At 44.3% G+C, this 21008-nt stretch carries 23 protein-coding genes; 18 read left to right on the forward strand and 5 right to left on the reverse strand.

Going from position 1 to position 21008, the window contains the following annotated elements; translation table 11 throughout:
- Nucleotides 1-110: 110 nt before the first annotated feature.
- From OL444_RS12715 to OL444_RS12730, 4 genes are all read left to right on the forward strand, one after another.
- A complete protein-coding gene (locus tag OL444_RS12715) occupies nucleotides 111-299 on the forward strand; it encodes a hypothetical protein (RefSeq protein ID WP_264732819.1) in 189 nt (62 codons plus the stop codon).
- Nucleotides 300-701: 402 nt separating this feature from the next.
- Nucleotides 702-1649, forward strand: a complete 948-nt coding sequence (gene trxB, locus OL444_RS12720) for a thioredoxin-disulfide reductase (RefSeq protein ID WP_264732818.1) — start codon at nucleotides 702-704, stop codon at nucleotides 1647-1649.
- Between the two features lie 136 nt (nucleotides 1650-1785).
- Nucleotides 1786-2136 carry a dihydroneopterin aldolase gene (locus OL444_RS12725; RefSeq protein WP_264732817.1) on the forward strand — a complete coding sequence of 117 codons (351 nt, stop codon included), beginning with the start codon at nucleotides 1786-1788 and terminating at the stop codon, nucleotides 2134-2136.
- 100 nt (nucleotides 2137-2236) lie between these two features.
- Nucleotides 2237-2992, forward strand: a complete 756-nt coding sequence (locus tag OL444_RS12730; RefSeq protein ID WP_264732816.1) for a tetratricopeptide repeat protein — start codon at nucleotides 2237-2239, stop codon at nucleotides 2990-2992.
- Nucleotides 2993-3000: 8 nt separating this feature from the next.
- Here the strand turns inward: OL444_RS12730 and OL444_RS12735 are convergent, their stop codons facing one another.
- Nucleotides 3001-4332, reverse strand: coding sequence for an MATE family efflux transporter (locus OL444_RS12735; protein WP_264732815.1), 1332 nt, complete (start codon nucleotides 4330-4332; stop codon nucleotides 3001-3003).
- A 139-nt stretch (nucleotides 4333-4471) separates the two neighbouring features.
- Here OL444_RS12735 and OL444_RS12740 point away from each other — a divergent pair, with 139 nt between their 5' ends.
- From OL444_RS12740 to OL444_RS12755, 4 genes are read left to right on the forward strand one after another with little or no spacing between them, the layout of a single operon-like run.
- Complete coding sequence (locus OL444_RS12740) at nucleotides 4472-5341, forward strand: DUF3822 family protein (protein ID WP_264732814.1); 870 nt, start codon at nucleotides 4472-4474, stop codon at nucleotides 5339-5341.
- On the forward strand, nucleotides 5332-5886 hold the full coding sequence (locus OL444_RS12745; RefSeq protein WP_264732813.1) for an RsmD family RNA methyltransferase: 555 nt from the start codon (nucleotides 5332-5334) through the stop codon (nucleotides 5884-5886). Before OL444_RS12740 ends, OL444_RS12745 begins: the two co-directional genes overlap by 10 nt.
- A 34-nt stretch (nucleotides 5887-5920) precedes the next feature.
- The gene (gene coaD, locus OL444_RS12750) at nucleotides 5921-6397 is read left to right on the forward strand and encodes a pantetheine-phosphate adenylyltransferase (RefSeq protein ID WP_264732812.1); all 477 of its coding nucleotides are present in this window, start codon (nucleotides 5921-5923) and stop codon (nucleotides 6395-6397) included.
- Nucleotides 6398-6416: 19 nt separating this feature from the next.
- Nucleotides 6417-6848: a hotdog fold thioesterase gene (locus OL444_RS12755; RefSeq protein ID WP_264732811.1), complete on the forward strand. Its 432-nt coding sequence runs from the start codon at nucleotides 6417-6419 to the stop codon at nucleotides 6846-6848.
- A 63-nt stretch (nucleotides 6849-6911) separates the two neighbouring features.
- Here OL444_RS12755 and OL444_RS12760 read toward each other — a convergent pair whose 3' ends face one another.
- On the reverse strand, nucleotides 6912-7535 hold the full coding sequence (locus OL444_RS12760; RefSeq protein WP_264732810.1) for an NUDIX hydrolase: 624 nt from the start codon (nucleotides 7533-7535) through the stop codon (nucleotides 6912-6914).
- Nucleotides 7536-7703: 168 nt separating this feature from the next.
- On the opposite strand from OL444_RS12760, the gene pyrE reads away from it, so the two are divergent.
- Genes pyrE through OL444_RS12775 form a run of 3 tightly spaced genes read left to right on the forward strand, consistent with a single transcriptional unit; the run spans nucleotide 7704 to nucleotide 9392 of the window.
- Nucleotides 7704-8339: an orotate phosphoribosyltransferase gene (gene pyrE, locus OL444_RS12765; RefSeq protein ID WP_264732809.1), complete on the forward strand. Its 636-nt coding sequence runs from the start codon at nucleotides 7704-7706 to the stop codon at nucleotides 8337-8339.
- 37 nt (nucleotides 8340-8376) lie between these two features.
- Nucleotides 8377-8751: a heavy-metal-associated domain-containing protein gene (locus tag OL444_RS12770; protein ID WP_264732808.1), complete on the forward strand. Its 375-nt coding sequence runs from the start codon at nucleotides 8377-8379 to the stop codon at nucleotides 8749-8751.
- Between the two features lie 35 nt (nucleotides 8752-8786).
- A complete protein-coding gene (locus OL444_RS12775) occupies nucleotides 8787-9392 on the forward strand; it encodes a hypothetical protein (protein WP_264732807.1) in 606 nt (201 codons plus the stop codon).
- Here the strand turns inward: OL444_RS12775 and OL444_RS12780 are convergent.
- Entirely contained in the window at nucleotides 9378-9833 is a 456-nt protein-coding gene (locus tag OL444_RS12780; protein ID WP_264732806.1) for an LEA/WHy family protein, read from the reverse strand. The two genes, OL444_RS12775 and OL444_RS12780, sit on opposite strands and share 15 nt — an antisense overlap.
- A gap of 416 nt (nucleotides 9834-10249) precedes the next feature.
- Here OL444_RS12780 and OL444_RS12785 point away from each other — a divergent pair, with 416 nt between their 5' ends.
- Both OL444_RS12785 and OL444_RS12790 read left to right on the forward strand, forming a co-directional pair.
- Nucleotides 10250-10879 (forward strand): WbqC family protein, encoded by a 630-nt coding sequence (locus tag OL444_RS12785; RefSeq protein WP_264732805.1) that lies wholly within the window; start codon nucleotides 10250-10252, stop codon nucleotides 10877-10879.
- Between the two features lie 254 nt (nucleotides 10880-11133).
- Nucleotides 11134-12534, forward strand: coding sequence for a type III PLP-dependent enzyme domain-containing protein (locus OL444_RS12790; protein WP_264732804.1), 1401 nt, complete (start codon nucleotides 11134-11136; stop codon nucleotides 12532-12534).
- A 363-nt stretch (nucleotides 12535-12897) separates the two neighbouring features.
- Here OL444_RS12790 and OL444_RS12795 read toward each other — a convergent pair whose 3' ends face one another.
- Nucleotides 12898-13731 (reverse strand): hypothetical protein, encoded by an 834-nt coding sequence (locus OL444_RS12795; RefSeq protein WP_264732803.1) that lies wholly within the window; start codon nucleotides 13729-13731, stop codon nucleotides 12898-12900.
- Between the two features lie 157 nt (nucleotides 13732-13888).
- Nucleotides 13889-14338 (reverse strand): Hsp20/alpha crystallin family protein, encoded by a 450-nt coding sequence (locus tag OL444_RS12800; RefSeq protein ID WP_264732802.1) that lies wholly within the window; start codon nucleotides 14336-14338, stop codon nucleotides 13889-13891.
- A gap of 240 nt (nucleotides 14339-14578) precedes the next feature.
- Here OL444_RS12800 and OL444_RS12805 point away from each other — a divergent pair, with 240 nt between their 5' ends.
- The 5 genes from OL444_RS12805 (at nucleotide 14579) to OL444_RS12825 (ending at nucleotide 20843) form a co-directional block, all read left to right on the forward strand.
- A complete protein-coding gene (locus OL444_RS12805; protein WP_264732801.1) occupies nucleotides 14579-14992 on the forward strand; it encodes a BrxA/BrxB family bacilliredoxin in 414 nt (137 codons plus the stop codon).
- A 122-nt stretch (nucleotides 14993-15114) separates the two neighbouring features.
- Nucleotides 15115-16413: a prolipoprotein diacylglyceryl transferase gene (locus tag OL444_RS12810; RefSeq protein WP_264732800.1), complete on the forward strand. Its 1299-nt coding sequence runs from the start codon at nucleotides 15115-15117 to the stop codon at nucleotides 16411-16413.
- Between the two features lie 9 nt (nucleotides 16414-16422).
- Entirely contained in the window at nucleotides 16423-16851 is a 429-nt protein-coding gene (locus OL444_RS12815) for a hemerythrin domain-containing protein (RefSeq protein WP_264732799.1), read from the forward strand.
- A 319-nt stretch (nucleotides 16852-17170) separates the two neighbouring features.
- Nucleotides 17171-18022 (forward strand): DUF2167 domain-containing protein, encoded by an 852-nt coding sequence (locus tag OL444_RS12820; RefSeq protein WP_264732798.1) that lies wholly within the window; start codon nucleotides 17171-17173, stop codon nucleotides 18020-18022.
- A 343-nt stretch (nucleotides 18023-18365) separates the two neighbouring features.
- Nucleotides 18366-20843, forward strand: coding sequence for a TonB-dependent receptor domain-containing protein (locus tag OL444_RS12825; protein WP_264732797.1), 2478 nt, complete (start codon nucleotides 18366-18368; stop codon nucleotides 20841-20843).
- The last annotated feature ends 165 nt before the right edge of the window (nucleotides 20844-21008 follow it).

Raw genomic sequence — 21008 nt, forward strand, 5'->3', positions numbered from 1 at the left:
AAGCATTTCAATAAATTTATAAATCTAGTAATCCTCTTTATTCTATAAGAACACCGGCCTTGTAAATACATGGCCGGTGTTTTTATATAGGAAACAGCCCTTATTTTTGCATGCTACGCAGGAAACACTTTGTATACCTGCAACGCAACGTTGATGTTTGTAATGAAATACCGGAACATACTGCCACCGCTGGCTACGAAAGCAGGATAACCGGTACACCTGTAATACAGTCTGTAACGTCTGCCACGCCAGCAGACTTGTTTTTAAAAGAAAAACAACCGGCTACGCATAAACGCTGACAATAAGTCATATAAACCAGCCACCACGATCCTGCCTTGTCATTCCTCCCGGATATTGTCCGGTGATCAGGTAGCAGGACAGGCAATAACCGATCAACCGCGGTAACCAGCCAGGAGAAAGGATCTGATCATGATAATTCTTTCAACGGGTACGCCGGTAAACAGCAGCACCGCCTGCTCCCGGCCGGATGTAATCCGGCAGCAGCATATCAACCGGCGAACGGCACAACATTTGAAATTCCTGTAGCAGCCGGCCCGGAATAAAACACCGGCAGATCCGGCAGCAACTGCCCAACCAACCGTCCCGTCATCCGATAAAAAGGATAGCCGGCAACCAGCGGCCAGGCAGCGACCATGTTAAATGGATCATTATCAGGAAGTAATTTTATACAGCAAAAAAGTATGGAAAACAAGCAACAAGAGCATGTGCATTTATTGATTGTAGGTTCCGGCCCTGCCGGTTACACTGCAGCTATTTATGCCGCAAGGGCCAACCTTAAACCCGTATTGTACCAGGGAATTCAACCTGGCGGACAACTGACCATCACCACCGAAGTTGAAAACTATCCTGGTTACCCCGAAGGTATTCAGGGACCGGAAATGATGGTAGACTTTGAAAAACAGGCTACCCGTATGGGCGCTGATATTCGCTATGGTATGGCTACCTCGGTGGATTTCAGCCAACAACCCTATAAAGTAATCATTGACGAAGAGAAGGAAATTACTGCCGATGCGATCATTATCGCCACCGGTGCCTCTGCCAAATGGCTGGGCATTCCTTCCGAGCAACGCCTGAATGGTAGTGGTGTATCTGCCTGTGCAGTATGCGATGGTTTCTTCTTCCGTGGGAAAGAAGTAGCGATTGTAGGCGCCGGTGATACCGCTGCGGAAGAAGCGCTGTACCTCTCTAAAATGTGCAGTACCGTGCATATGCTGGTACGCCGTCATGAGATGCGCGCTTCCAAAGTAATGCAGGACCGTGTGTTGAAAACATCCAATATCATTGTTTACTGGAATTCAGAAACAGAAGAAGTACTGGGCGATAAGAAAGTGGAAGCCGTGAGAATCCGCAACAATAAAACCCAGGAAATCAAAGATGTTCCGGTGAGCGCTTTCTTCGTAGCAATCGGGCACCAGCCAAACTCCGGTATCTTCAAGGATTACCTGGAGCTGGATGAGCAGGATTACATCGTTACCGTACCCGGTTCTACCCGTACCAGCATCGAAGGCGTATTTGCCTGCGGCGACGTACAGGATAAAATCTATCGCCAGGCAGTAACGGCTGCAGGTAGTGGTTGTATGGCAGCACTGGACGCAGAAAGATATTTATCTGCTAAAGAACATCAATAATCAATATTACATATTAAGCATTACGCACGTTGTGCAGTACATCGGGAAAGAGCAGGTCGCTGTGCTTTTCCAGTAACTGCTGCAGCCTGCGTAATGCTTTGTTTTTCAGACGCCCTCATTACTCAAAATATTTGCTATGTTAACGATTGCCCTGGAACAGGCTTCTTTTCACGCTTTTCATGGTTATTATCCGGAAGAAACCATCATTGGCAATGAATTTATATTGGACGTATCGGTACGTATACCCGGTACCGTGCCGGTAGATGATTTGTCTGAAACTGTCAACTATCAGGGAATCTATGAAATAGCCCGGGATGTAATGGCTACCCCCCGTCCATTGCTGGAAGAAGTAGTGTATGAACTCACGGATGCATTGAAACAACGTTATCCTGCTATTCAGCACAGTACCGTCACCCTGCGTAAGATGAATCCACCTATGGGCGCCAGTATCCGTAATTCTCTTGTCTCGCTGCAAAAAGATTATTGATAATAATTTTTGTGATCCTGCCCGCGGTTTTAATTGATAATTTTCGTAGATTCATATCTATAAGTTAATCAATAATTCGTACGCTTTAAAAATCTGTTCTATGTTTAAACGGATCATGGCAATTGCGTTGCTGATAATGACCTCCCATTTTGTGAAAGCACAAAGTGTAAGTGATATGGTGGAAGAGGCCAAACAGCTGGAAAAGCAAATGAAAGAGGCAGAAGCACTGGAAAAAGATAAAGAAATCCTGAAAATACAACCCAACGAAATCACGGCACTCACCCAGGCGAGCCAGCTGTGTTCCCGTGTCGGCAACCGGCAGAAAAGCAAATCAGATAAAGTCACTTACTTTAATCAGGCGAAAAGCTATGCCCAGCAAGCTTTGAAGATAGCCCCCGATAATGCGGATGCCAACAATGCGATGGCTGTAGCCATGGGCCGTATGGCGCTTATCTCCGGCGCAAAAGATAAAGTAGCAGCTTCCAAGGATGTTAAAAAATATGCGGAAATAGCCATCAAATTAAATCCTTCCCTGGCGCAGGCTTATCATGTACTGGGTAAGTGGAATTTTGAAGTAGCTAACCTCAATGTGTTCGAACGGGGCGCTGCTAAAATGTTATTCGGTGGCCTGCCGGAAGGTACCCTGCAGGTAGCCATCAACAACTACGAAAAGTGCCGCCAGCTTGATCCGGGTTTTATCCTCAACTATTATGAGCTGGCAAGGGCCTATAAACAAAATGATCAGCAGGACAAGGCCATCGAAGTACTCAAAAAAGCCTTAACCCTGCGGAACATCTCTCAGGACGATGCCAGCATCAAGGTTGATTGTAAAAAAATGCTGGATGATCTGCAATAATCACCGGATTAAATCTCTTTACCTTTCCATTTACCACTCCGCAGGTATATCACACAGATGATCAGAATAATGATCCAGTAAATGAAATCTGCTCCCCAGGCCAGGTGCAGGGGACTACGCATCTTTTCTATCACGATATCGCAGTAGGCCATATAACCCACTACGGCAGTGAATTCTATAAACAGGTTCATTCTGGTGTTACCGGTACCGGTAACGGCATTCAGCGTAATACCGGCAATGGCCATCAGTAAGGTACTGAGGGTAATGATGCGGATGGAAGGAATACTGGCTGCAATCAACTCACTGTTACTGGTATAGATCTGCAGCAGGGTATAAGGAAACAGGTTGACCACAATACACATAAAGGTGGAGCATCCGAGGCTGATCAGCACTATCTTTTTAATAATGGTAAATACCAGATCCGGCCGGCCCTGACCAATAATATTACTGACCATCGTATTGCAGGTAGCTGCCAGCGCCCAGGTGAAAATGCCAAACAGGCCGAATATGCTACGGAGCATATTGGAAATAGCCAGCGGTCTTTCGCCCAGGTGTTCTATGAAGATGAAAAACACAAACCAGCTGCCAATACTGAACAGAAACTGCACAATCAGCGGAGCGGAAACATTCAGGATACTTTTGATGGTACGCCAGTCGGGCCGCAGATAGCGGAATAAGCTGTACTCCAGGTGATACCGGTTGATGAACAGGATGCTGACAGCTACACTGCAGCCGGTTATTTCGGCTATAATAGAAGCAACCGCAGCACCGTTCAGGCCCAACGCAGGCAGTCCCAGTTTCCCGAAGATGAGGGTATAGTCAAAGAAAATGTTCATCATTTCCTGGCACAGGGAAGTAATGGCCAGTACTTTGGCATGTCCGCTACCTATATAAAAGGCGTTGGTCATGCTGAGTACCATCAGGAAAGGTAATCCCCAGATACGGATGCGGATAAACGAAACGGCCGCTTCATATATATGCGGATCATGCAGGCTTTTAGAGAAAAAGTAAGGAGCTACCAGCAATGTCAGCAGAATAGACAGCAGAGAAAAAACGAGGCCGGTCAGCAGGCCGTTGGAAAATAACTGGCCGATACCTGCCAGTTGCCGTTGTCCGGCGCGGCGGGCGATCAGTACCTGCATCCCGTTGTTCAGGCCATAGGCAATCATATACATCACCAGGTAATAAATGCCGGCAATGCCATTGGCAGCCAGTTCAAATTCACCCAGTCGTCCGAGAAAAGCGGTATTGGTAATGTGGTTTATCTGAGGGATGATCAGTGCCAGACATATAGGAGCCGCTATTTTAATGATTTGTCTGTTGGTTATCTGCAGAAGCATAGGTTAAACTGTTATCGTCTGAAAGCAAATATAGAGTTATATGTTTATCCTGCACCCGATATTATAAAACAACAAAACCCCATCGCCAATAAACTAAAAAGGTTATTATTGTATTTCATTTGAAATGTAAAACATGCCCGTGGCTTATAATATCCATCCCGCATTTACAGTAGACGATGAAAGCCTGCTGGAAACAGATCTGACGGCCTGTCACCTGCTGGTACTGATCGGAAGCGGTACATTCAGTTATGTGGTATATGATCCGGTGCCTAAAAAGTTCCTCGCATTAAAATCCTATCATTTTCAGCCACAGAAACAGGCTTTGGCTGATCTGGAAATGATAGAGGAAGTATTTGATACCGATAAACTGTTGTTCACTGCTTTTAAATCAGTATTGCTTTCTTTTAATACCGGCAATGGGGTATTGGTACCGGACATTTATTATATGTCTGCCGTAAAAAAAGACTACCTGCATCTGGCGCAGCCGGAAAAAATGCAGGAAGCAATCCTGTCTGATTTGCTGCCGGGGAAACCGATTGTGAATGTATACGGTATAGATAAAGACCTGCTGGGCTTTTTACGGAAAGAATTTTCTACAGATCTGGTCTTGCATGCCAATACTGCCCTGCTGCAGTCTTATCCGCTGGACCTGGATTTTCAGGCACCCGGCGGTATCGCATTTGTGGAAGTGCGGCAGCGCACTTTTACTGTCACGGTATATACCGGCGGAGAACTGCAGATACAGCAGGAAAGCGAATATCAACACGGATTGGATGTTGTCTATTTTCTGGTGAATACCCTCCGGCAACTGGGCCTGCAGGAACAGCAGGTAAAGGTAAAGGTGGCCGGTGTAGTGTCGGCAGACGACGAGGTATATCAGGAGATGTATAAATTTATAACACGCCTGGAATGGGTACAAAGACTCCCGGGTTTCCACTACATTACGAAAATGCAGGAAATCCCGGGCTATTATTTTCATAACTTGTATGCGTTAGCATTATGCGTATAATCGGAGGAGCGAGTGGCGGCAGAAAAATACAACCACCGGCAAAAATGCCTAATACCAGGCCCACTACAGATATCGCCAAAGGTGGATTGTTTAATATTATAGAGAACAACCTGGATATCTCATCTTTAAAAACACTGGATATTTTTGGAGGTACCGGAAGTATCAGCTACGAGCTGGCTTCCCGGGGAGCAACAGACATGACTGTCGTGGAAAAAGATCCGGCGATGGCTGCTTTTATTATTAAAACAGCCCAGGCCTTGCAGATCGATACCCTGAAAACGGTGAAAATGGATGTGTTCAAATACCTGCAGCAATGCACGGAAAAATTTGATCTCATTTTTGCAGATCCGCCATATATGATGGAAACGCTGGACCAGCTCCCCCTGATCATTTTTGAAAGAGAGCTGCTGCAGCCGGAAGGATGGCTGGTCGTAGAGCATACCCAACACGGTAAATTCAGTGAATATGATTATTACCGTACCGAAAGGAACTACGGATCTACCGTTTTCTCTGTTTTTATTAACCGGCCGGAATTAAAACGCTGACGGAAAGAGTCACCTTAAAAACCGATAAACCCTTATGAGAATTTGTTTATTCCCGGGTACATTCGATCCTATTACACTCGGGCATACGGATGTCATTAACCGGGCATTGGACCTGTTTGACCGCCTGGTCATCGGGATTGGTGTCAATAGCAATAAAACACCTATGTTCACGCTGGAAGACCGGATCGCCTGGATGCAGGAGATTTACCGGAACGACCCGCGGGTAGCCGTAGCTGCCTATAAAGGCCTCACCATTGATTACTGTAAGGAGATAGACGCCCGTTTTATTCTCCGTGGTATCAGGGGAGTAGCTGATTTTGAATACGAAAAGGCCATTGCAGATGTGAATCGCACCATTGCTCCACAGGTAGAAACAATATTTCTGACTACTTCTCCGCAATATGCCAGTGTGGCTTCTACGTTGGTGAGGGATATTCACCGGTATGGCGGGGATGTGGCGCCATTTCTGCCGGCAGCTGTGCGGGAAGGCATCCTGAAATTAAAGCCGTAATACTTTAAACGCTGACGATATGAAAACGATCTGGCATTCACTACAGGTGTCACTGGACCAGCTGAATGAAATGAACAGCAGTACCATGGCAGAACACCTGGAAATGGAATTTACGGAAATAGGCCCCGATTATCTGAAAATGATGATGCCGGTAGACAAAAGAACGCATCAGCCTTATGGGTTACTGCATGGTGGCGCTTCTGTAGCACTGGCAGAAACGGTGGGCAGTATGGCTTCCGCACTGATCATTGATCCGGAGAAACAGATTTGTGTAGGAATGGAGATTAATGCCAATCATGTACGTGGGGTTAAGAGCGGGTATGTACATGCCTGCGCACGCCCTTTGCATATCGGCGCATCCAGTCATGTATGGGATATCCGCCTGACAGACGACCAGCATAAACTGGTATGCGTAAGCCGGCTCACAGTAGCGGTATTGGCTAAACGCTGATGACATCATATCCCGTGATCCGAATGGTAAAAAACAACCGGATCACGGGATACCTGTTATATTTTATATAATACCGGCCGCCCGGAATACCTCCCTGATATTTTCATAGGAGAACTTCAGGTACTTCTCTATATTTTCCGGTTTTATCCACTGGATGTCTACAATATCTTCTTCTATCTGTGGAACGGTCAGCTCTGTACCGGTAAACTGCATCCGGTACCAGTAGGTATGTTTTAAAACCTTCTTGTTCTTCATCGGGTAATAATGGAAGGTTTCATTGATTTTATGTTCGAGGGATACTTTACTTAAGCCCGTTTCTTCTGCTACTTCCCGCAGCGCGCAGGTTTCCAGATCTTCTCCCGGGTCCTGTTTGCCTTTAGGCAGGTCCCATTTGCCTCTCCGGAAGATCAGCAGTACTTCTCCAGCCGGATTGGTGACCAATCCACCAGCTGCCACCAGGGTGGTAAAATGGAGTGATACTTTTTTGAAAAGCTGTTTTACATCTTCCGTAATAAACACGGCTGCTGCTGCCCGGCCGTCTTCCAGTTGCTGTAATACACTGCCTATTTTTTCGGTGTCCGGATTATTATAAACGGTGGCTGTTGCAAATGGCGCCGGTACGGATGCGGTATCAGCGCTTAACAGCAATGGGCGCTCGTTGAGATAGATGGTAAGGTTTGTTTGCATGCCTGCAAATGTAGGGAGGAACGACTGAATTCAGGTAGATTAAGTGAAAATGGAAAGGGCTGTTTCAGTGGTATTATTGCAAGAAGCTGGTTATTAGCGTCTCAATTATCTGCATTTATATCATCAGGTGTTTGCATTCCGGTAAATCATAGTATTTTTGATGCTTGTATGAGTACAGTAAGCGAAAAACAAGTTGCAGAAAGATTACTGCAGGTGCAGGCCGTAAAGTTAAGTCCTGCACAGCCTTTTACATGGGCTTCCGGCTGGAAATCGCCGATATATTGCGATAACAGGAAGATTTTATCTTATCCGTACGTGCGCGATTATGTTAAATCTGAGTTGTGCAATGTGGTGTTCGAAACATTCCCCGATGCAGCTGTTATCGCGGGTGTGGCCACTGCAGGTATTCCGCATGGCGCCCTCGTGGCAGACCAGCTGAAGCTGCCTTTTATCTACGTGCGTTCCAAGCCGAAAGAGCATGGAATGGGTAACCAGATCGAAGGTGTATTGCAGCCCGGCCAGCAGGTGGTAGTAGTGGAAGACCTGATCTCTACCGGTAAAAGCAGTCTGGAAGCTGTACAGGCGATCCGTGCTGCCGGTGGTGAAGTAATCGGTATGGTATCTATCTTTAACTATGGCTTTGATGTGGCAGTACAGGCTTTTGCCGCTGCAGGCGTACCTTATCATTCCCTGAGTAATTATGATGCATTGATTACCCTGGCAGCAGAAAAAGGTATTGTTTCTGCAGATGATATCGCTACGTTGCAATCCTGGAGAAGCGCGCCGGATCAGTGGGGTAAATAGGTTTTTTTGTATATTCGGACGTTAAATCAACTATACTATGCGTATCCTGAAATTAGTAATGTTGCTGTTGGTCACCAGCGTTGGCATGGCCGTAGCGCAACAGAAACAGAAGTCTATTTTAACTGCAAAAATCAGTACACCTACCGTTCAATGTGAATCCTGCAAGAATCGTATTGAAAGATACATCAGTCAGGAAGAAGGGGTACAGTCCGTAAAAGTAGATTATAAGAAACACCTCACTACCGTGAAATACTGGAGTGACCGTACCAATATCGAAAACATTAAAACAGGTATTGCCAATGCAGGATATGATGCAGATAACATTACTGCCAATCCGGAGTCATACGCAAAACTGCCTACCTGCTGCAAGAAACCGGAAGACGGTGGCGGCATGGATAAAAAGAAAAACTAATTTTTCGGATTCCGGTCATCCCGCAGTAACGCGGGATGACCGGAATTATATATGGCCCCCCTTATTTGTTTCCCATTCATTCCTCGTCCACATATCCTATTCTCTTTAATCCGCTGAAGCACCACCTGGCTGCATTACAGGACATACTATTGCAGGCTGCGCCGGAGGCTTTTCCCACACAATTATTGGTATTGGGTAATTCCCAGATGGATATGTACCATGGACCATTGTCCGTAGCTACTATTTTCCAGGAAATCATGACCGGCTTACATGGGGCAGGTATCGCCTCTCAGGCAGATTTTGAGGCCTGGTTAGCCGGTAAGGGTGGTTATGCAGACATGATCTTGTCTGATGGAGCCACCTGGATATTACGGCTGGCAGCAAACCAGTCTGCCTATATTCATCTGCATCCGGGGAGATATAGCAGGCATACAACGCGGATAAAAGCGACGGCATTAAAAACGGTCCTGGCTTACCGGATGAAGCAGCAATGGCAGCAGTTGCCCGTAGGTAGTTTACGGGAACAAATCAACGAAATACGGCAACAACTGGCACTTTCTCCTTTGCGGTCGCTGGCAGAAAGTGAACATTTGCGCCGGGTAATGGTAATAGTGGGTGTGCGTTTATCAGAAGAAATTTAGGGCTTGTCTGGTTTCGCATTTTATCGGAAATGGCAGGTAAATGCCGCCTTTTCCAACTTTACATTTGCCGGTAGCTTTAATCGTCACTTCTTTATTGGAAAATGCGCTCAGGGCATTTTGAAATACATTGGCCATATTTACTTCGAGGCGTACCGGAAAATAAAAAGTATCTCTTGCCGGAATGTAAATCATGGTGTCCTGTATGGAATGTCCTACCGGAGTTTCATCAAGGAAGAGGTCGAAATCGGCGTCTTTTAATTGTAATTTGTAATTATTGGGATTGTAATATGCCAGAGTCATCCGTACGATACTTTTGGACATACCCAGCTCGTCCATACTGATACCGGCTACTCTCACAAACTGGATATCCTTCATTTTTTCGCAGGAGCTGGTAAGTCCCCAGGTGGCAAAAATTACCAGCAATAATCGGATTGCTTTCATCAGCTGAACAGGTTAATTGAATTTTTATCAAACCTAGTATAAAGGTTTTAGTTATCAAAAAGCGAGGTTTGAATTAGGAAACTTTTAACGCAACGGTGGCAAAAGGGGAGGAAACCTTTATTTAAATAGTTAATAAAATACATATAAAAAAACATTTCCTTTAGAAATAATTGCTATCTTCATATTCCTTCCTGTGTTCGCTGAAAATGAACACTTTTTCCACTAAATTCTTTAGTATTTTTGCATTTGCCGGCTGCTTAAGATAAAGCAGGGCATTACTAATTCATTTAGCATATTTATTAGTTTTCTATGAATTGTGAATCAGTTATTTAACATTAATTGTTAAGTAATTAATTATAAGTGAATGACAATCGGAGCTCCTGTTTTGGGGTGCAATAACTTAAAATTTTGACAATATGACGGAGAATGCAGGTAATGGGACATTACTAATTGAATCCCAATATTTTCCACCAATTGATGTGTATAAAACTTTAATTAAGTACGACACATTACAAATAGAGAAATATGAGCACTACCAAAAGCTCAGTTACCGGAACCGTTGTTATGTTGCCGGACCAAATGGCCGGATGATTTTAAGCGTACCACTGTCCCGGGGTAAAAATCAGCGGACCGTGATGAAGGATGTAAGAATCAGTAATGAAGAACAATGGCAGGCGCTGCACTGGAAAACGCTGGTGTCTGCTTACAGGCGTTCTCCCTGGTTTGAATATTATGAGGCAGAGCTTGAATTGCTGTTTCAGCGGGAATTCAATTTTCTGCTGGACTGGAACCTGGCATGTCTGGAATGGGTACATAGCAAACTCGGCCTGCAGATCCCGGTGACCTTTACCGAAAGCTATCAGCAGGAGGTAACCGGCGTAACGGATTTCCGGGAACAGGTACTGCCGGGTACGGTAGCAGCGGATGCGCCGGAATATACCCAGGTGTTTCAGGATCGTACCGGATTCATTCCGGGACTGAGTGTCCTGGACCTGCTTTTCTGCGAAGGAAAACAAAGCCTGGAGGTGATTAAAAAGGTGCTTTGAAATATTAAATAATATTATTCAACTAACTGACTTATAATTGTTTGTATATTTGTAAAGTTGTTAGTGCTTTTTTAATCGTTACCTCTGTAAAAAAATTACTGCGGCAATCGACAAAATATTTAGATTTGCAACCAATTTTGCTGGGTGTTCGAACTGACGTAGGTGTGTAAACCAGGAGTTTCCCAGTGAGGGAAGAGGAGCACTTTCCTGTGGTTTTTATATTACTAATTCCTAAAATTCATTTGCAGTATTAAATGAACAACACCTACACAGACCTCGTTAAACAGACCTTTGAATTTCCCCAGGAGGGCTTTGAAGTGAAAGACAACTACCTGGAGTTTAACGGTTTGGACATAAAGGCATTGATCGACAAGTATGGAACGCCTTTTAAGTTGACCTACCTTCCCAAAATAGGGATGCAGATCAATAAGGCAAAAAAAATGTTCCAGGACGCCATTAAGAAAAACAGGTACGACGGGGATTATTATTATTGCTATTGCACGAAGAGTTCGCATTTCTCCTTTATTATGGAGGAAACACTGAAGCACGGCGTACATATAGAAACTTCGTTTGCCTACGATATTGATATCGTCAATAAGCTGTATGAGCGCAAGAAAATCAACAAAGAAACGTTTGTGCTTTGTAATGGTTTTAAAACGAAAGCTTATACCCGTGCGATTGCCCGCCTGATCAACAGCGGCTTTAAGAATGTGATCCCGGTGTTGGACAATAAGGAAGAACTGGAAGATTACAAACGTAATATACGTGTAAAAGACAAAGTGAAGCTGGGACTGCGCGTAGCAGCAGAAGAAGAGCCAAGTTTTGATTTTTATACTTCCCGTTTAGGCATTCCTCCACGTGATATCCTTGAATATTATGTAGATAAAATCAAGGGAAATGATAAGTTCGAGCTGAGAATGCTCCACTTCTTCATGAACAAGGGGATCAAGGATGATATTTACTACTGGAGCCAGTTCAACCGGGTACTCAACCTGTACTGCCAGTTAAAGAAAATATGTCCTGAACTGGATAGCATTAATATCGGCGGCGGTTTTCCGATTAAACACTCGCTGGGCTTCGACTACGACTACAATTACATTGTAAACGAAATCGTAGCGAATATCAAGAGCATGTGTAAAAAGAACAAAGTGCCGGTACCGCATATTTATACCGAGTTTGGTTCTTTCACTGTGGGAGAAAGCGGCGCTGTAATTTATAGCGTAGTAGGGGAGAAAATGCAGAATGACAGGGAGTCCTGGTATATGATTGACAGCTCTTTCATTACCACCTTGCCAGACACCTGGGGTATCGGGGAGAAATTCCTGATGCTGCCCATCAACAAATGGGACCAGGAATACCAGGAAGTACACCTGGGTGGTCTTACCTGCGATGGATATGATTTCTATACTTCAGAAGAACATATAAATGCCGTATTCCTGCCTAAGCAGCAAACTTCCGGCGAGCCACTGTATATTGGATTCTTCCATACCGGTGCTTACCAGGATCAGCTGAGTGGTTATGGTGGTATCAAACATTGCCTGATACCTTCTCCTAAACACGTTATTGTGGGATACGACAAAAACGGGCAGCTGAAAGACTGGCTGTATGCCAAAGAGCAGACCGCACAAAGTATGTTAAAGATCTTGGGTTATTAAAAAAATGGGTTAGTAATCCTACTGAAAGCCTCCCGATTTTTCGGGAGGCTTATTTTTTTGTCATAAAAAAAGGCTTTCAATACGATGAAAGCCCTTTTACGATGGCATAGGTCAGATAACATTCATCTGCATAAGGAAAATAGGAGATAAGATTGGATACTGTAAAGATATTTTTCCCTTAAGGGATCTGTAATACCCGAAAGTTGTAATTTTTTTTAACCTTATTTTAGCATTTGAGGATACCCCACCATTAATTTATTATCACGCCGGTCTTAAATGATACGATAATGATCTGATATTGCAGTGACATTACCCCGCAGATGGTGATCGCTATCTGCCGATGTATCACACGGATGTGTAGGCCTATTCTTCTTGTGATTCATTGAGATAATCGATGGCGGTGCCACATTGTTTTTCTATTTCACTGAAACAGGCATCCAGAATGTCTAGTTCTCCTTTGGCAAATGCCGATTTACCGGACCTGGAAAATCCTTTCACCAGCAGAAATTGTTTGGTCAGATTCTGATTGATGAGAGAGAGATGTTGTTTTTGTTTTTCTGCTGTCCGTTGCTGCTCCATAGAAATAATATTACGGTAGTACTGTCCCAGTGCACGGATCAGGAATAACAGGTACAGGCCAATAATAACAGGATTGGACAGGTATTGGAAAGTAGGTGAATAGCCCGGACTAACATACACCTGCAGGTGATTGAGCTTAATGTAAGCGACGGCAGATAAGTATCCGCATAATATCAGGCACCAGAGCAGGGTCGTGCGCAGGTTTACGGTAATATAGCATAACAGGATGCTCATCATCCAGATCATGGCATACTTGGGGGATAGGTCCTGGTTGTTGAAAAAGGAAGATAACATGGGTAGGCTCAGGGTGCTCAGGGAAGTGAGCAGGCCTACGAATGCGGCAGATACGCCTTTCTTCAGCAGCAGCAGGCAACTCAGCAGGGTGGCAATCAGTACAGGAATCACCATCATGTTGATTTCATTCTGACTGATCATTGCCAGCAGCATAATCGCCATCAGTAAGGCTATATAGAAGAAAATGTAATCAAAGATCAGTTTGATTTTAGCCTGTTCGTAGGTGTTGCTGGTATGGAGCAACACTTTGCCTATCACAGCCTTTTCTGTGCTGAGATAGATGTTTTTAGTGAATAACCAGGCTCCCCTGAAGATCTTTGCCATTGCCACGTACTTAGAGAGGGCAAATTATTGCATTAATCTGCTACGGGAGATTAAACGTTCGTGTGAATTATACGCAAAAAAAGAGGTACCTGAAAAGGTACCTCTCCATAAAACCCCATTTCACTACCGGTTTCCGGATCGGGAACCGGCGTTTCCCTTATTCCACTACTATTTCTTTAGGTGCGTCCTGTTTGTTTTCCTTTTTAGGCAAGGTTACTTTCAGGATGCCATTGTCATATTTTGCGTTAATCTGGTCAGCGGCTACTACTTCTGTAATAGTGAAAGAGCGTTTGAAAGATTTGAAGTTGAATTCCCGGCGTACCTGTTTGTCGCCTTCATTTCTGGTTTCTGCTTTTCTTTCTGCGCTGATGGTAATTACTTTCTCGTTGACACTGATTTTGAAGTCTTCTTTAGCGAAACCTGGTGCTACTACCTCTAACAGGAAGGCATCTTTGGTTTCGGTGATATTTACCGGTGGATGCGTGGTAAAGAAGTCATTGGTTAGAAAATCGTCTTTTACATACCTTAATCCACCATGGAGGATGTCGTCAACAATACCGTTAAAAGATTTGGTCAGTGGGCTGTGGTTGAATTTTACGTGTGTCATAGTTTCTATAATTTTTTTGTGTGAAATCAATTTTTGTTTTGATACTGGGTACAGATCAAATGGGATACCATGCCGTAAAAACTGCTATTTTGTTAGTAAAAAGGTTACAGATTATGACATTTTGTCGTTGTGATTGTATTTATTGTGTCAAAAAGTCTATTTCGCCGTTCATTTTTTTACTTTCTGCTTCCATATATTTAACTTTGCCTAAAATCTAAACTGAAAAAAAATTATAATTATATGTATCCAGCAGAATTAGTACTGCCCATGAAGGCAGAGTTAACAGATAACGGCTTTGAAGAACTGCTTACTCCGGATAATGTAGATGCTGCCCTGAAAAAAGAAGGCACTACCCTGGTAGTCATCAATTCTGTTTGTGGATGTTCGGCTGGTACTGCCCGTCCGGGTGTGCTGATGGCAGTAGCCCACAGTGAGAAAAAACCAGACAGACTGACCACCAGCTTCGCAGGCTTCGACGGCGCAGCAGTACAACAGATCCGTACACACCTGTTGCCTTATCCTCCGTCTTCCCCGTCTATCGCATTATTTAAGGATGGTGAGCTGGTTCATTTTATCGAGCGTCACATGATTGAAGGCCGCTCCGCGCAGATGATTGCTGCAAACCTGGCTGATGCATTCGAACAATATTGCTAAATATTAAAAAATTCGCAATTCGAATTTCGAAATTGCATCGTACTTTGGTGGTTTGATATTCCTTTTGATTAAATTCGGCTTTGTTCATAGGAAGATTCAGATCACCAATTTTTTTTACGGCTATGTATCCTAATTTATATTACGCGGTCAGAGATTTGCTCGGCATAGAGTTTCCGCTGCTGAAAGTATTTCAAACGTTTGGTTTTTTTGTGGCGATTGCTTTTCTGGCTGCTGCCTATGTACTTACCCTGGAGTTGAAACGCCATGAAAAAAATGGTTTGCTGAAAGGTATCCCCGAAAAATTCACGATCGGACTGCCTGCTTCTCAAGGAGAAATTATTGGTAATGCCGTTGTAGGTTTCCTGCTCGGCTATAAAATACTGGGACTCTTCCTGCAGTGGAGTGTAGCTTCTCAGGATCTGCAGGGATTTGTTTTTTCCAGTCAGGGTAGCTGGTGGGCAGGTATTGCCCTGGCAGCTTTCATGGGCTGGAACAAATATTACACGAAGAAAAAACAGGCGTTACCCAAACCCCAGGAAAAAGAAATCATGGTGATGCCCCATAACCGGGTGCCGGATATCATCGTGATGGCGGCAGTAGCCGGCCTGCTGGGAGCGAAGGTATTTCACAACCTCGAAAACTGGAATGATTTTATACAGGACCCGATCGGTGCGTTGCTTTCCTTCAGCGGACTTACCTTTTACGGTGGACTGATCGTGGCCGCCATCGTGATCATTACCTATGCGCGTAAAAAGAAAGTAAATGTGCGCGCGTTGATAGACAGTGCCGCACCCGCCCTCATGCTGGCCTATGGAATCGGCAGAATGGGATGTCATTTTTCCGGCGATGGCGACTGGGGTATTTATAACAGTGCCTATGGTATTGACAGTACCGGTCATACGGTAAAAGTTGCGCCAGCGGCATTTAATGACCTGGTGCAGCAACATGCCGGTTTTTTCCAGCAACAATATGGCGATATCGCGCATATTCCACATGCACCTTTTGAAAAACCAGCTTCCATGGGCTTTTTGCCGGATTGGTTTTTCGCATATGGCTATCCGCATAATGTGATTAATGAAGGCGTAAAGATGGTGGGTTGCGAAGGTCAATATTGTAAGGTATTGCCTGTTTCCGTTTATCCGACAGCGTTATATGAAATCATTGCCTGTATCGGACTGTTCCTGGTACTATGGGCTATCCGTAAAAAAATAACTGTACCTGGTGTATTATTTGGTGTATACCTGATTTTAAATGGTACGGAAAGGTTTTTCATCGAGAAGATCAGGGTGAATACCAAGTATGATATTTTTGGTTTCCGTCCTACCCAGGCAGAAATTATTGCTACCTTAATGGTGATAGGAGGTATTGTATTAATCGGGTATTGCCGGAAGAAGTATAAAGTGGAGTCTACGCTTTCCTGATAGTAGCATATGGAACGTCATTTATCATTGATCCCGCTCTCACATGAGCATAAACGTCTTTTATTTGTGTGCCGCTATCTGAAAAGAGATGCGGCTCCTTATGAAGGCTTCCCCCTGGAAACCCAGGCAAAACTGGCATATGTTGTAAAAATATTCCAGGAAGTAATGGTCCCGCATATTCAGAAAGAAACGTATCTTTTTGAGAAATGTGCGGGTAAACATCCGCAAATAGATGCCCTGATCCAGGAGCTGGAAGAAGAGCACCGGATCATTTCAGGCATGTATGGTGTGCTGGCAGGCAGCAAAGAGCTGGATGCAGATATGGATAAACTGGCCAGGCACCTGGAAACACATATCCGAAAAGAAGAGCGTGTATTTTTTATGCTGTTGCAGGAGCATTTGCCAGACATATTGGCCAGCCTGCAGTGGCAACCCTGATACCATCAAGGAGTGAACAAGTTTACAGTGAACGGAACAAGTAAGGCCCCCTCACCCTCAGCCGGAAAGAAAGATAAATGGGCGAAACGTGTTATTGCTGCAACTGGATATTTATCCTATTTTTCGGAAAATTTGTAGCACTAAGCTTTTGTACTTTCCATATAGATTAACTTTTACACTTTAGACATATTCCATTGTAGTTGAGTCGGTAATAACCTATGGCTATTTAATTAAAGTTATGCGTACCTTTTATCAATGCTTATTGATAATATGCCTGTTAAATCCCCGGAGTCTGCCTGCCAAAAGCCAGGGAGACAGCTTGAGTAGGTTTGATAAGCAATGTAGTCGAGCACAGAACAATCCCTCTTTTCCTTTTTGCTATAAAAAAGGGATACAACGTCCCGGGCATGGTATTACCCTGGAGCTACCCAATGGCTATCGTTTTCTGGATGCCGGGCAGAACCGGCTGCTGATGGAAAAAGTGTGGCGGAATCCGGTTAATCCGAATGCATTGGGCTTTTTGCTGCCAGATACGGTTGGGGTATTGGACCGGCAGGTATGGGGGATCGAGGTTTCCTTTGAACCTACCGGATACCTGAGTGCACAGGATGCAGTGGCCATCGATTACCAGCGGTTACTAAAGGAAATGCAGGACGACATAAAAACAGAGAACCAGGTACGCCGCGCATATGGATATGGCGTGGTAACTGCTATGGATTGGGCTTTTCCCCCTTATTTCGATACCAACGACCATACCCTGCACTGGGCGAGATTACTACATTTTAGCCATAATCAGCATACTATCATAAATTATGAAGTACGCCTGCTGGGCCGCCATGGTGCCTTTTGCTTTACTGCCATTGGCAGCGCCGATCAGTTGCCGCTGATAAAAAGGGAAATGAGGCGGCTGGTGAAACGGGCTTATTTTGATAACGGCGACCGATATGCCGATTTTAACCCACTGACGGATCCTTTTGACAGCCTGGGCCCCGATGCCTTGATGGCTGGTAATATGTTCTCCGCAGCCAATCTGTTCGTTTTGTTATGTAACAGCTGGTTACTGGTACTGGTTTCCTGCTTAATGGTACTGTTCGTTTATGTCATGCAATATTATCACCGCCGTAAGCCTACCTACCGTAAAATGATACAGGTAGATGAACGTTTAAACTAAGGCTGGTATCTCTTCCTCATACATATTATAATTGTACGATTTTGTTTATCCTTGTTTAGTACCGGTTATCCTGTAATTATACCGCTTTCTAATATACTCCACCTGCCGCTGCAACTTATTGTCGCGCGGATCGTCTTTATAGCACTTTAATATTTTTTACCAATCATCACCATCTACAAACCGCTTGTGTATAATTATGTACTATGTAATGCATAATACCTACCTTAGCATCGTAGTAGTTAATATAATGTAGTAGATGAACTACTGTAGTATAGTAACCAAGGTTCTTTAAAAACAGAATGCATCCAAATCTAAAAAACTAATAATCTAAATCCGCCCTTATATGAACTCAATTGCCAAAGCGTTAACATTAACAATAGGTGTGTTTAGCGCTGCATTTACCTCACAGGCACAAAACGGACCCCGTGTAGCAGGCCAGATTACCCAAACAGGTAATAAGCCGGCTGAATTTGCCACCGTTACCTTATTAAAAGCAAAGGACTCTTCGCTGGTAAAAGGTGCGGTTGCGGATATCAATGGTAAATATGAATTTGAACAGGTAAAACAAGGAAGATACCTCGTAGCCGCCGTAGCGATGGGTATGAATAAAGCATACAGCAAAGCATTTGAAGTAGGCACTACACCCGTAATGGTGCCTGCAGTATCGCTGGAAACAGCATCCAAAAGCCTCAAAGCAATTGATGTAACCGCCCGCAAACCATTCATTGAGCAAAGAGCTGATAAAATGGTGGTAAATGTGGAAAGCAGTATTACTGCCGCTGGTGGTAACGCCATGGAAGTACTGGAAAAATCACCTACTATCAACGTCGACAAAGATGGTAACATCTCCATGAAAGGTAAAGCAGGCGTGGTTATCATGATTGATGGTAAACAAACCAATATGAGCAGCCAGGAAATTGCGGAATTGCTGAAAAGTATGCCGGCTTCCAACCTGGATCAGGTAGAACTGATTGCCAATCCATCTGCCAAATACGATGCGGCAGGTAATGCGGGTATCATCAACCTGAAACTAAAGAAAAATCAGAACTACGGTACCAACGGCAATATTACGCTGGGAGGTTCCTATGGTATATGGCCACGCTGGAACGGCGGGTTAAACCTGAACCACCGGAATGCAAAATTCAACCTGTTTGGTTCCTACAACTACAGCCACCGGGAGCAACAACAGGATATAGGCCTGTTTCGTTCCATGACTGATAAAAACCAATACCGGGAATATGATCAGCTCACCAGAATGCACCAGCAATCCAACTACCATGGCGGAAAAATCGGCGCAGATTATTTCGTGGCGAAAGGTCATACAATTGGTGTAATGGTGGATCTGGCTATCCGGGATCGTAATAACCCGGGATTGGCAACTACCAATATTGGTAATGGCAGCCGTATCGATTCAATTCTGTATACCAATACCACCAACAATTCCAACTGGAAAAGAGGTGCTTATAACCTGAACTACCGCGGTATCCTGGATTCTACCGGTAAAGAACTGAACATCGACCTGGACTACGCCCGCAACTCCAATAAGGATAACGCAGATATCTTTGCGATGACCCGTGACGCCGCTGGTAAAGGACTGTTTGGTAGTGATACTTCCCGTAACAACCAGCCTTCCAATATTGAGATTCAAACAGCAAAGATTGATTATGTACATCCGTTGAAAAATCAGGCTAAGCTGGAAGCAGGTGTGAAAGTAAGTTTTGTGAAAACAGATAACAATGCCCGTTTCGACTCTTTAAAACGTAATATCTGGATACTGGATGAAAACCGTTCCAATCACTTTGTCTATAAAGAAAATATCAATGCAGCCTATATTAACTTCAACAAACAGTTCAAGAAAGTAGGCATACAGTTGGGCCTGAGAGGAGAGCAGACACATATCACCGGTACTTCTGAGTCAGCAAAAAACGGTACAAGTTCCGTGATCAAAAATGACTCTACTTACTTCAACCTGTTCCCGAGTGTAGCCGTTTCCTACAACCTGAACAAAAGCAATACCCTGGGATTCACCTACAGCCGCCGTATCCAGCGTCCGAGCTATGAAGATCTCAATCCGTTTGAGTTCTATCTGGACAGATATACCAAGGAAGCCGGTAATCCCAACCTGAGACCACAGTATTCCAACAATTTTGAAATCACACATACCTTCAAGGAATTCATCATCACCTCAATTGGCTATTCCCATACAAAAGATATGATGACGAGAATACTGGAAGCCGATGTGGATAAAGCAACCGGTGATACTTCTGTACTTCGGTATAAATACCAGAACGTAGCCAAGTCCGATAATTTCAACCTGAACATATCTGTACCGCTGCCGATTACCAAATGGTGGACCAGCTTTACCACTGTATCTGTTGCTTACAATATGTTTGAAACCGTGGTGAATAATAATCCCGTGAAGCTGTCTGCTGCTGGTTTCTTTGGTCGTACACAACAAACCTTTACGTTAAGTAAAGACATCTCTGCCGAGGCTACTTTCTTTTATGTTTCGCCACAGGTGTCTGAAGAAGGATTGTTTCGTATGAAGTCAATGTGCTCGCTGGATCTGGGATTGCAGAAAAAAGTACTGAAAGGTAAGGGTACCCTGAAACTGAATATAACAGACGTACTCCGGACCAATTATTTCCGCGGCACATTTGATAATGCCGGCAGATACAATTCCGTATACAGTAAATGGGATGCGCAGCAGGTTCGCCTGGCCTTTACCTACCGCTTTGGTAATACCCAGGTAAAAGCAGCCCGTAACCGCCAGACTGGCCTCGAAGCAGAACAGAACCGTGTGAAACAAGGTGGCAATTAATTCCTGACTTAAGATGGTTTTTTAGGTAATATAAGGATGGAAAAACGCGGCCTGTTTAGCGGGCTGCGTTTCCTTTACCGAATCCAGGTTTTGCCCCTCTTTTAGTCATTGAAATAAAAAGGAACAGGTTTCGTCACATAAAAGCGGGGTTTGGTATAATTGGAA

This window comes from Chitinophaga nivalis (assembly GCF_025989125.1).
Lineage (GTDB): Bacteria > Bacteroidota > Bacteroidia > Chitinophagales > Chitinophagaceae > Chitinophaga > Chitinophaga nivalis.

Excerpts from the sequence above, each read along its gene's own strand:
- trxB (WP_264732818.1), top strand. The coding sequence starts at position 702 with ATGGAAAACAAGCAACAAGAGCATGTGCATTTATTGATTGTAGGTTCC.
- pyrE (WP_264732809.1), top strand. The coding sequence starts at position 7,704 with ATGAGTACAGTAAGCGAAAAACAAGTTGCAGAAAGATTACTGCAGGTG.
- OL444_RS12795 (WP_264732803.1), bottom strand. The coding sequence starts at position 13,731 with ATGGCAAAGATCTTCAGGGGAGCCTGGTTATTCACTAAAAACATCTAT.
- OL444_RS12725 (WP_264732817.1), top strand. The coding sequence starts at position 1,786 with ATGTTAACGATTGCCCTGGAACAGGCTTCTTTTCACGCTTTTCATGGT.
- OL444_RS12785 (WP_264732805.1), top strand. The coding sequence starts at position 10,250 with ATGACGGAGAATGCAGGTAATGGGACATTACTAATTGAATCCCAATAT.
- OL444_RS12775 (WP_264732807.1), top strand. The coding sequence starts at position 8,787 with ATGACCGGAATTATATATGGCCCCCCTTATTTGTTTCCCATTCATTCC.
- OL444_RS12760 (WP_264732810.1), bottom strand. The coding sequence starts at position 7,535 with ATGCAAACAAACCTTACCATCTATCTCAACGAGCGCCCATTGCTGTTA.
- OL444_RS12790 (WP_264732804.1), top strand. The coding sequence starts at position 11,134 with ATGAACAACACCTACACAGACCTCGTTAAACAGACCTTTGAATTTCCC.
- OL444_RS12815 (WP_264732799.1), top strand. The coding sequence starts at position 16,423 with ATGGAACGTCATTTATCATTGATCCCGCTCTCACATGAGCATAAACGT.
- OL444_RS12730 (WP_264732816.1), top strand. The coding sequence starts at position 2,237 with ATGTTTAAACGGATCATGGCAATTGCGTTGCTGATAATGACCTCCCAT.
- OL444_RS12800 (WP_264732802.1), bottom strand. The coding sequence starts at position 14,338 with ATGACACACGTAAAATTCAACCACAGCCCACTGACCAAATCTTTTAAC.
- OL444_RS12810 (WP_264732800.1), top strand. The coding sequence starts at position 15,115 with ATGTATCCTAATTTATATTACGCGGTCAGAGATTTGCTCGGCATAGAG.
- OL444_RS12735 (WP_264732815.1), bottom strand. The coding sequence starts at position 4,332 with ATGCTTCTGCAGATAACCAACAGACAAATCATTAAAATAGCGGCTCCT.
- OL444_RS12715 (WP_264732819.1), top strand. The coding sequence starts at position 111 with ATGCTACGCAGGAAACACTTTGTATACCTGCAACGCAACGTTGATGTT.
- OL444_RS12825 (WP_264732797.1), top strand. The coding sequence starts at position 18,366 with ATGAACTCAATTGCCAAAGCGTTAACATTAACAATAGGTGTGTTTAGC.
- OL444_RS12780 (WP_264732806.1), bottom strand. The coding sequence starts at position 9,833 with ATGAAAGCAATCCGATTATTGCTGGTAATTTTTGCCACCTGGGGACTT.
- coaD (WP_264732812.1), top strand. The coding sequence starts at position 5,921 with ATGAGAATTTGTTTATTCCCGGGTACATTCGATCCTATTACACTCGGG.
- OL444_RS12755 (WP_264732811.1), top strand. The coding sequence starts at position 6,417 with ATGAAAACGATCTGGCATTCACTACAGGTGTCACTGGACCAGCTGAAT.
- OL444_RS12770 (WP_264732808.1), top strand. The coding sequence starts at position 8,377 with ATGCGTATCCTGAAATTAGTAATGTTGCTGTTGGTCACCAGCGTTGGC.
- OL444_RS12745 (WP_264732813.1), top strand. The coding sequence starts at position 5,332 with ATGCGTATAATCGGAGGAGCGAGTGGCGGCAGAAAAATACAACCACCG.
- OL444_RS12805 (WP_264732801.1), top strand. The coding sequence starts at position 14,579 with ATGTATCCAGCAGAATTAGTACTGCCCATGAAGGCAGAGTTAACAGAT.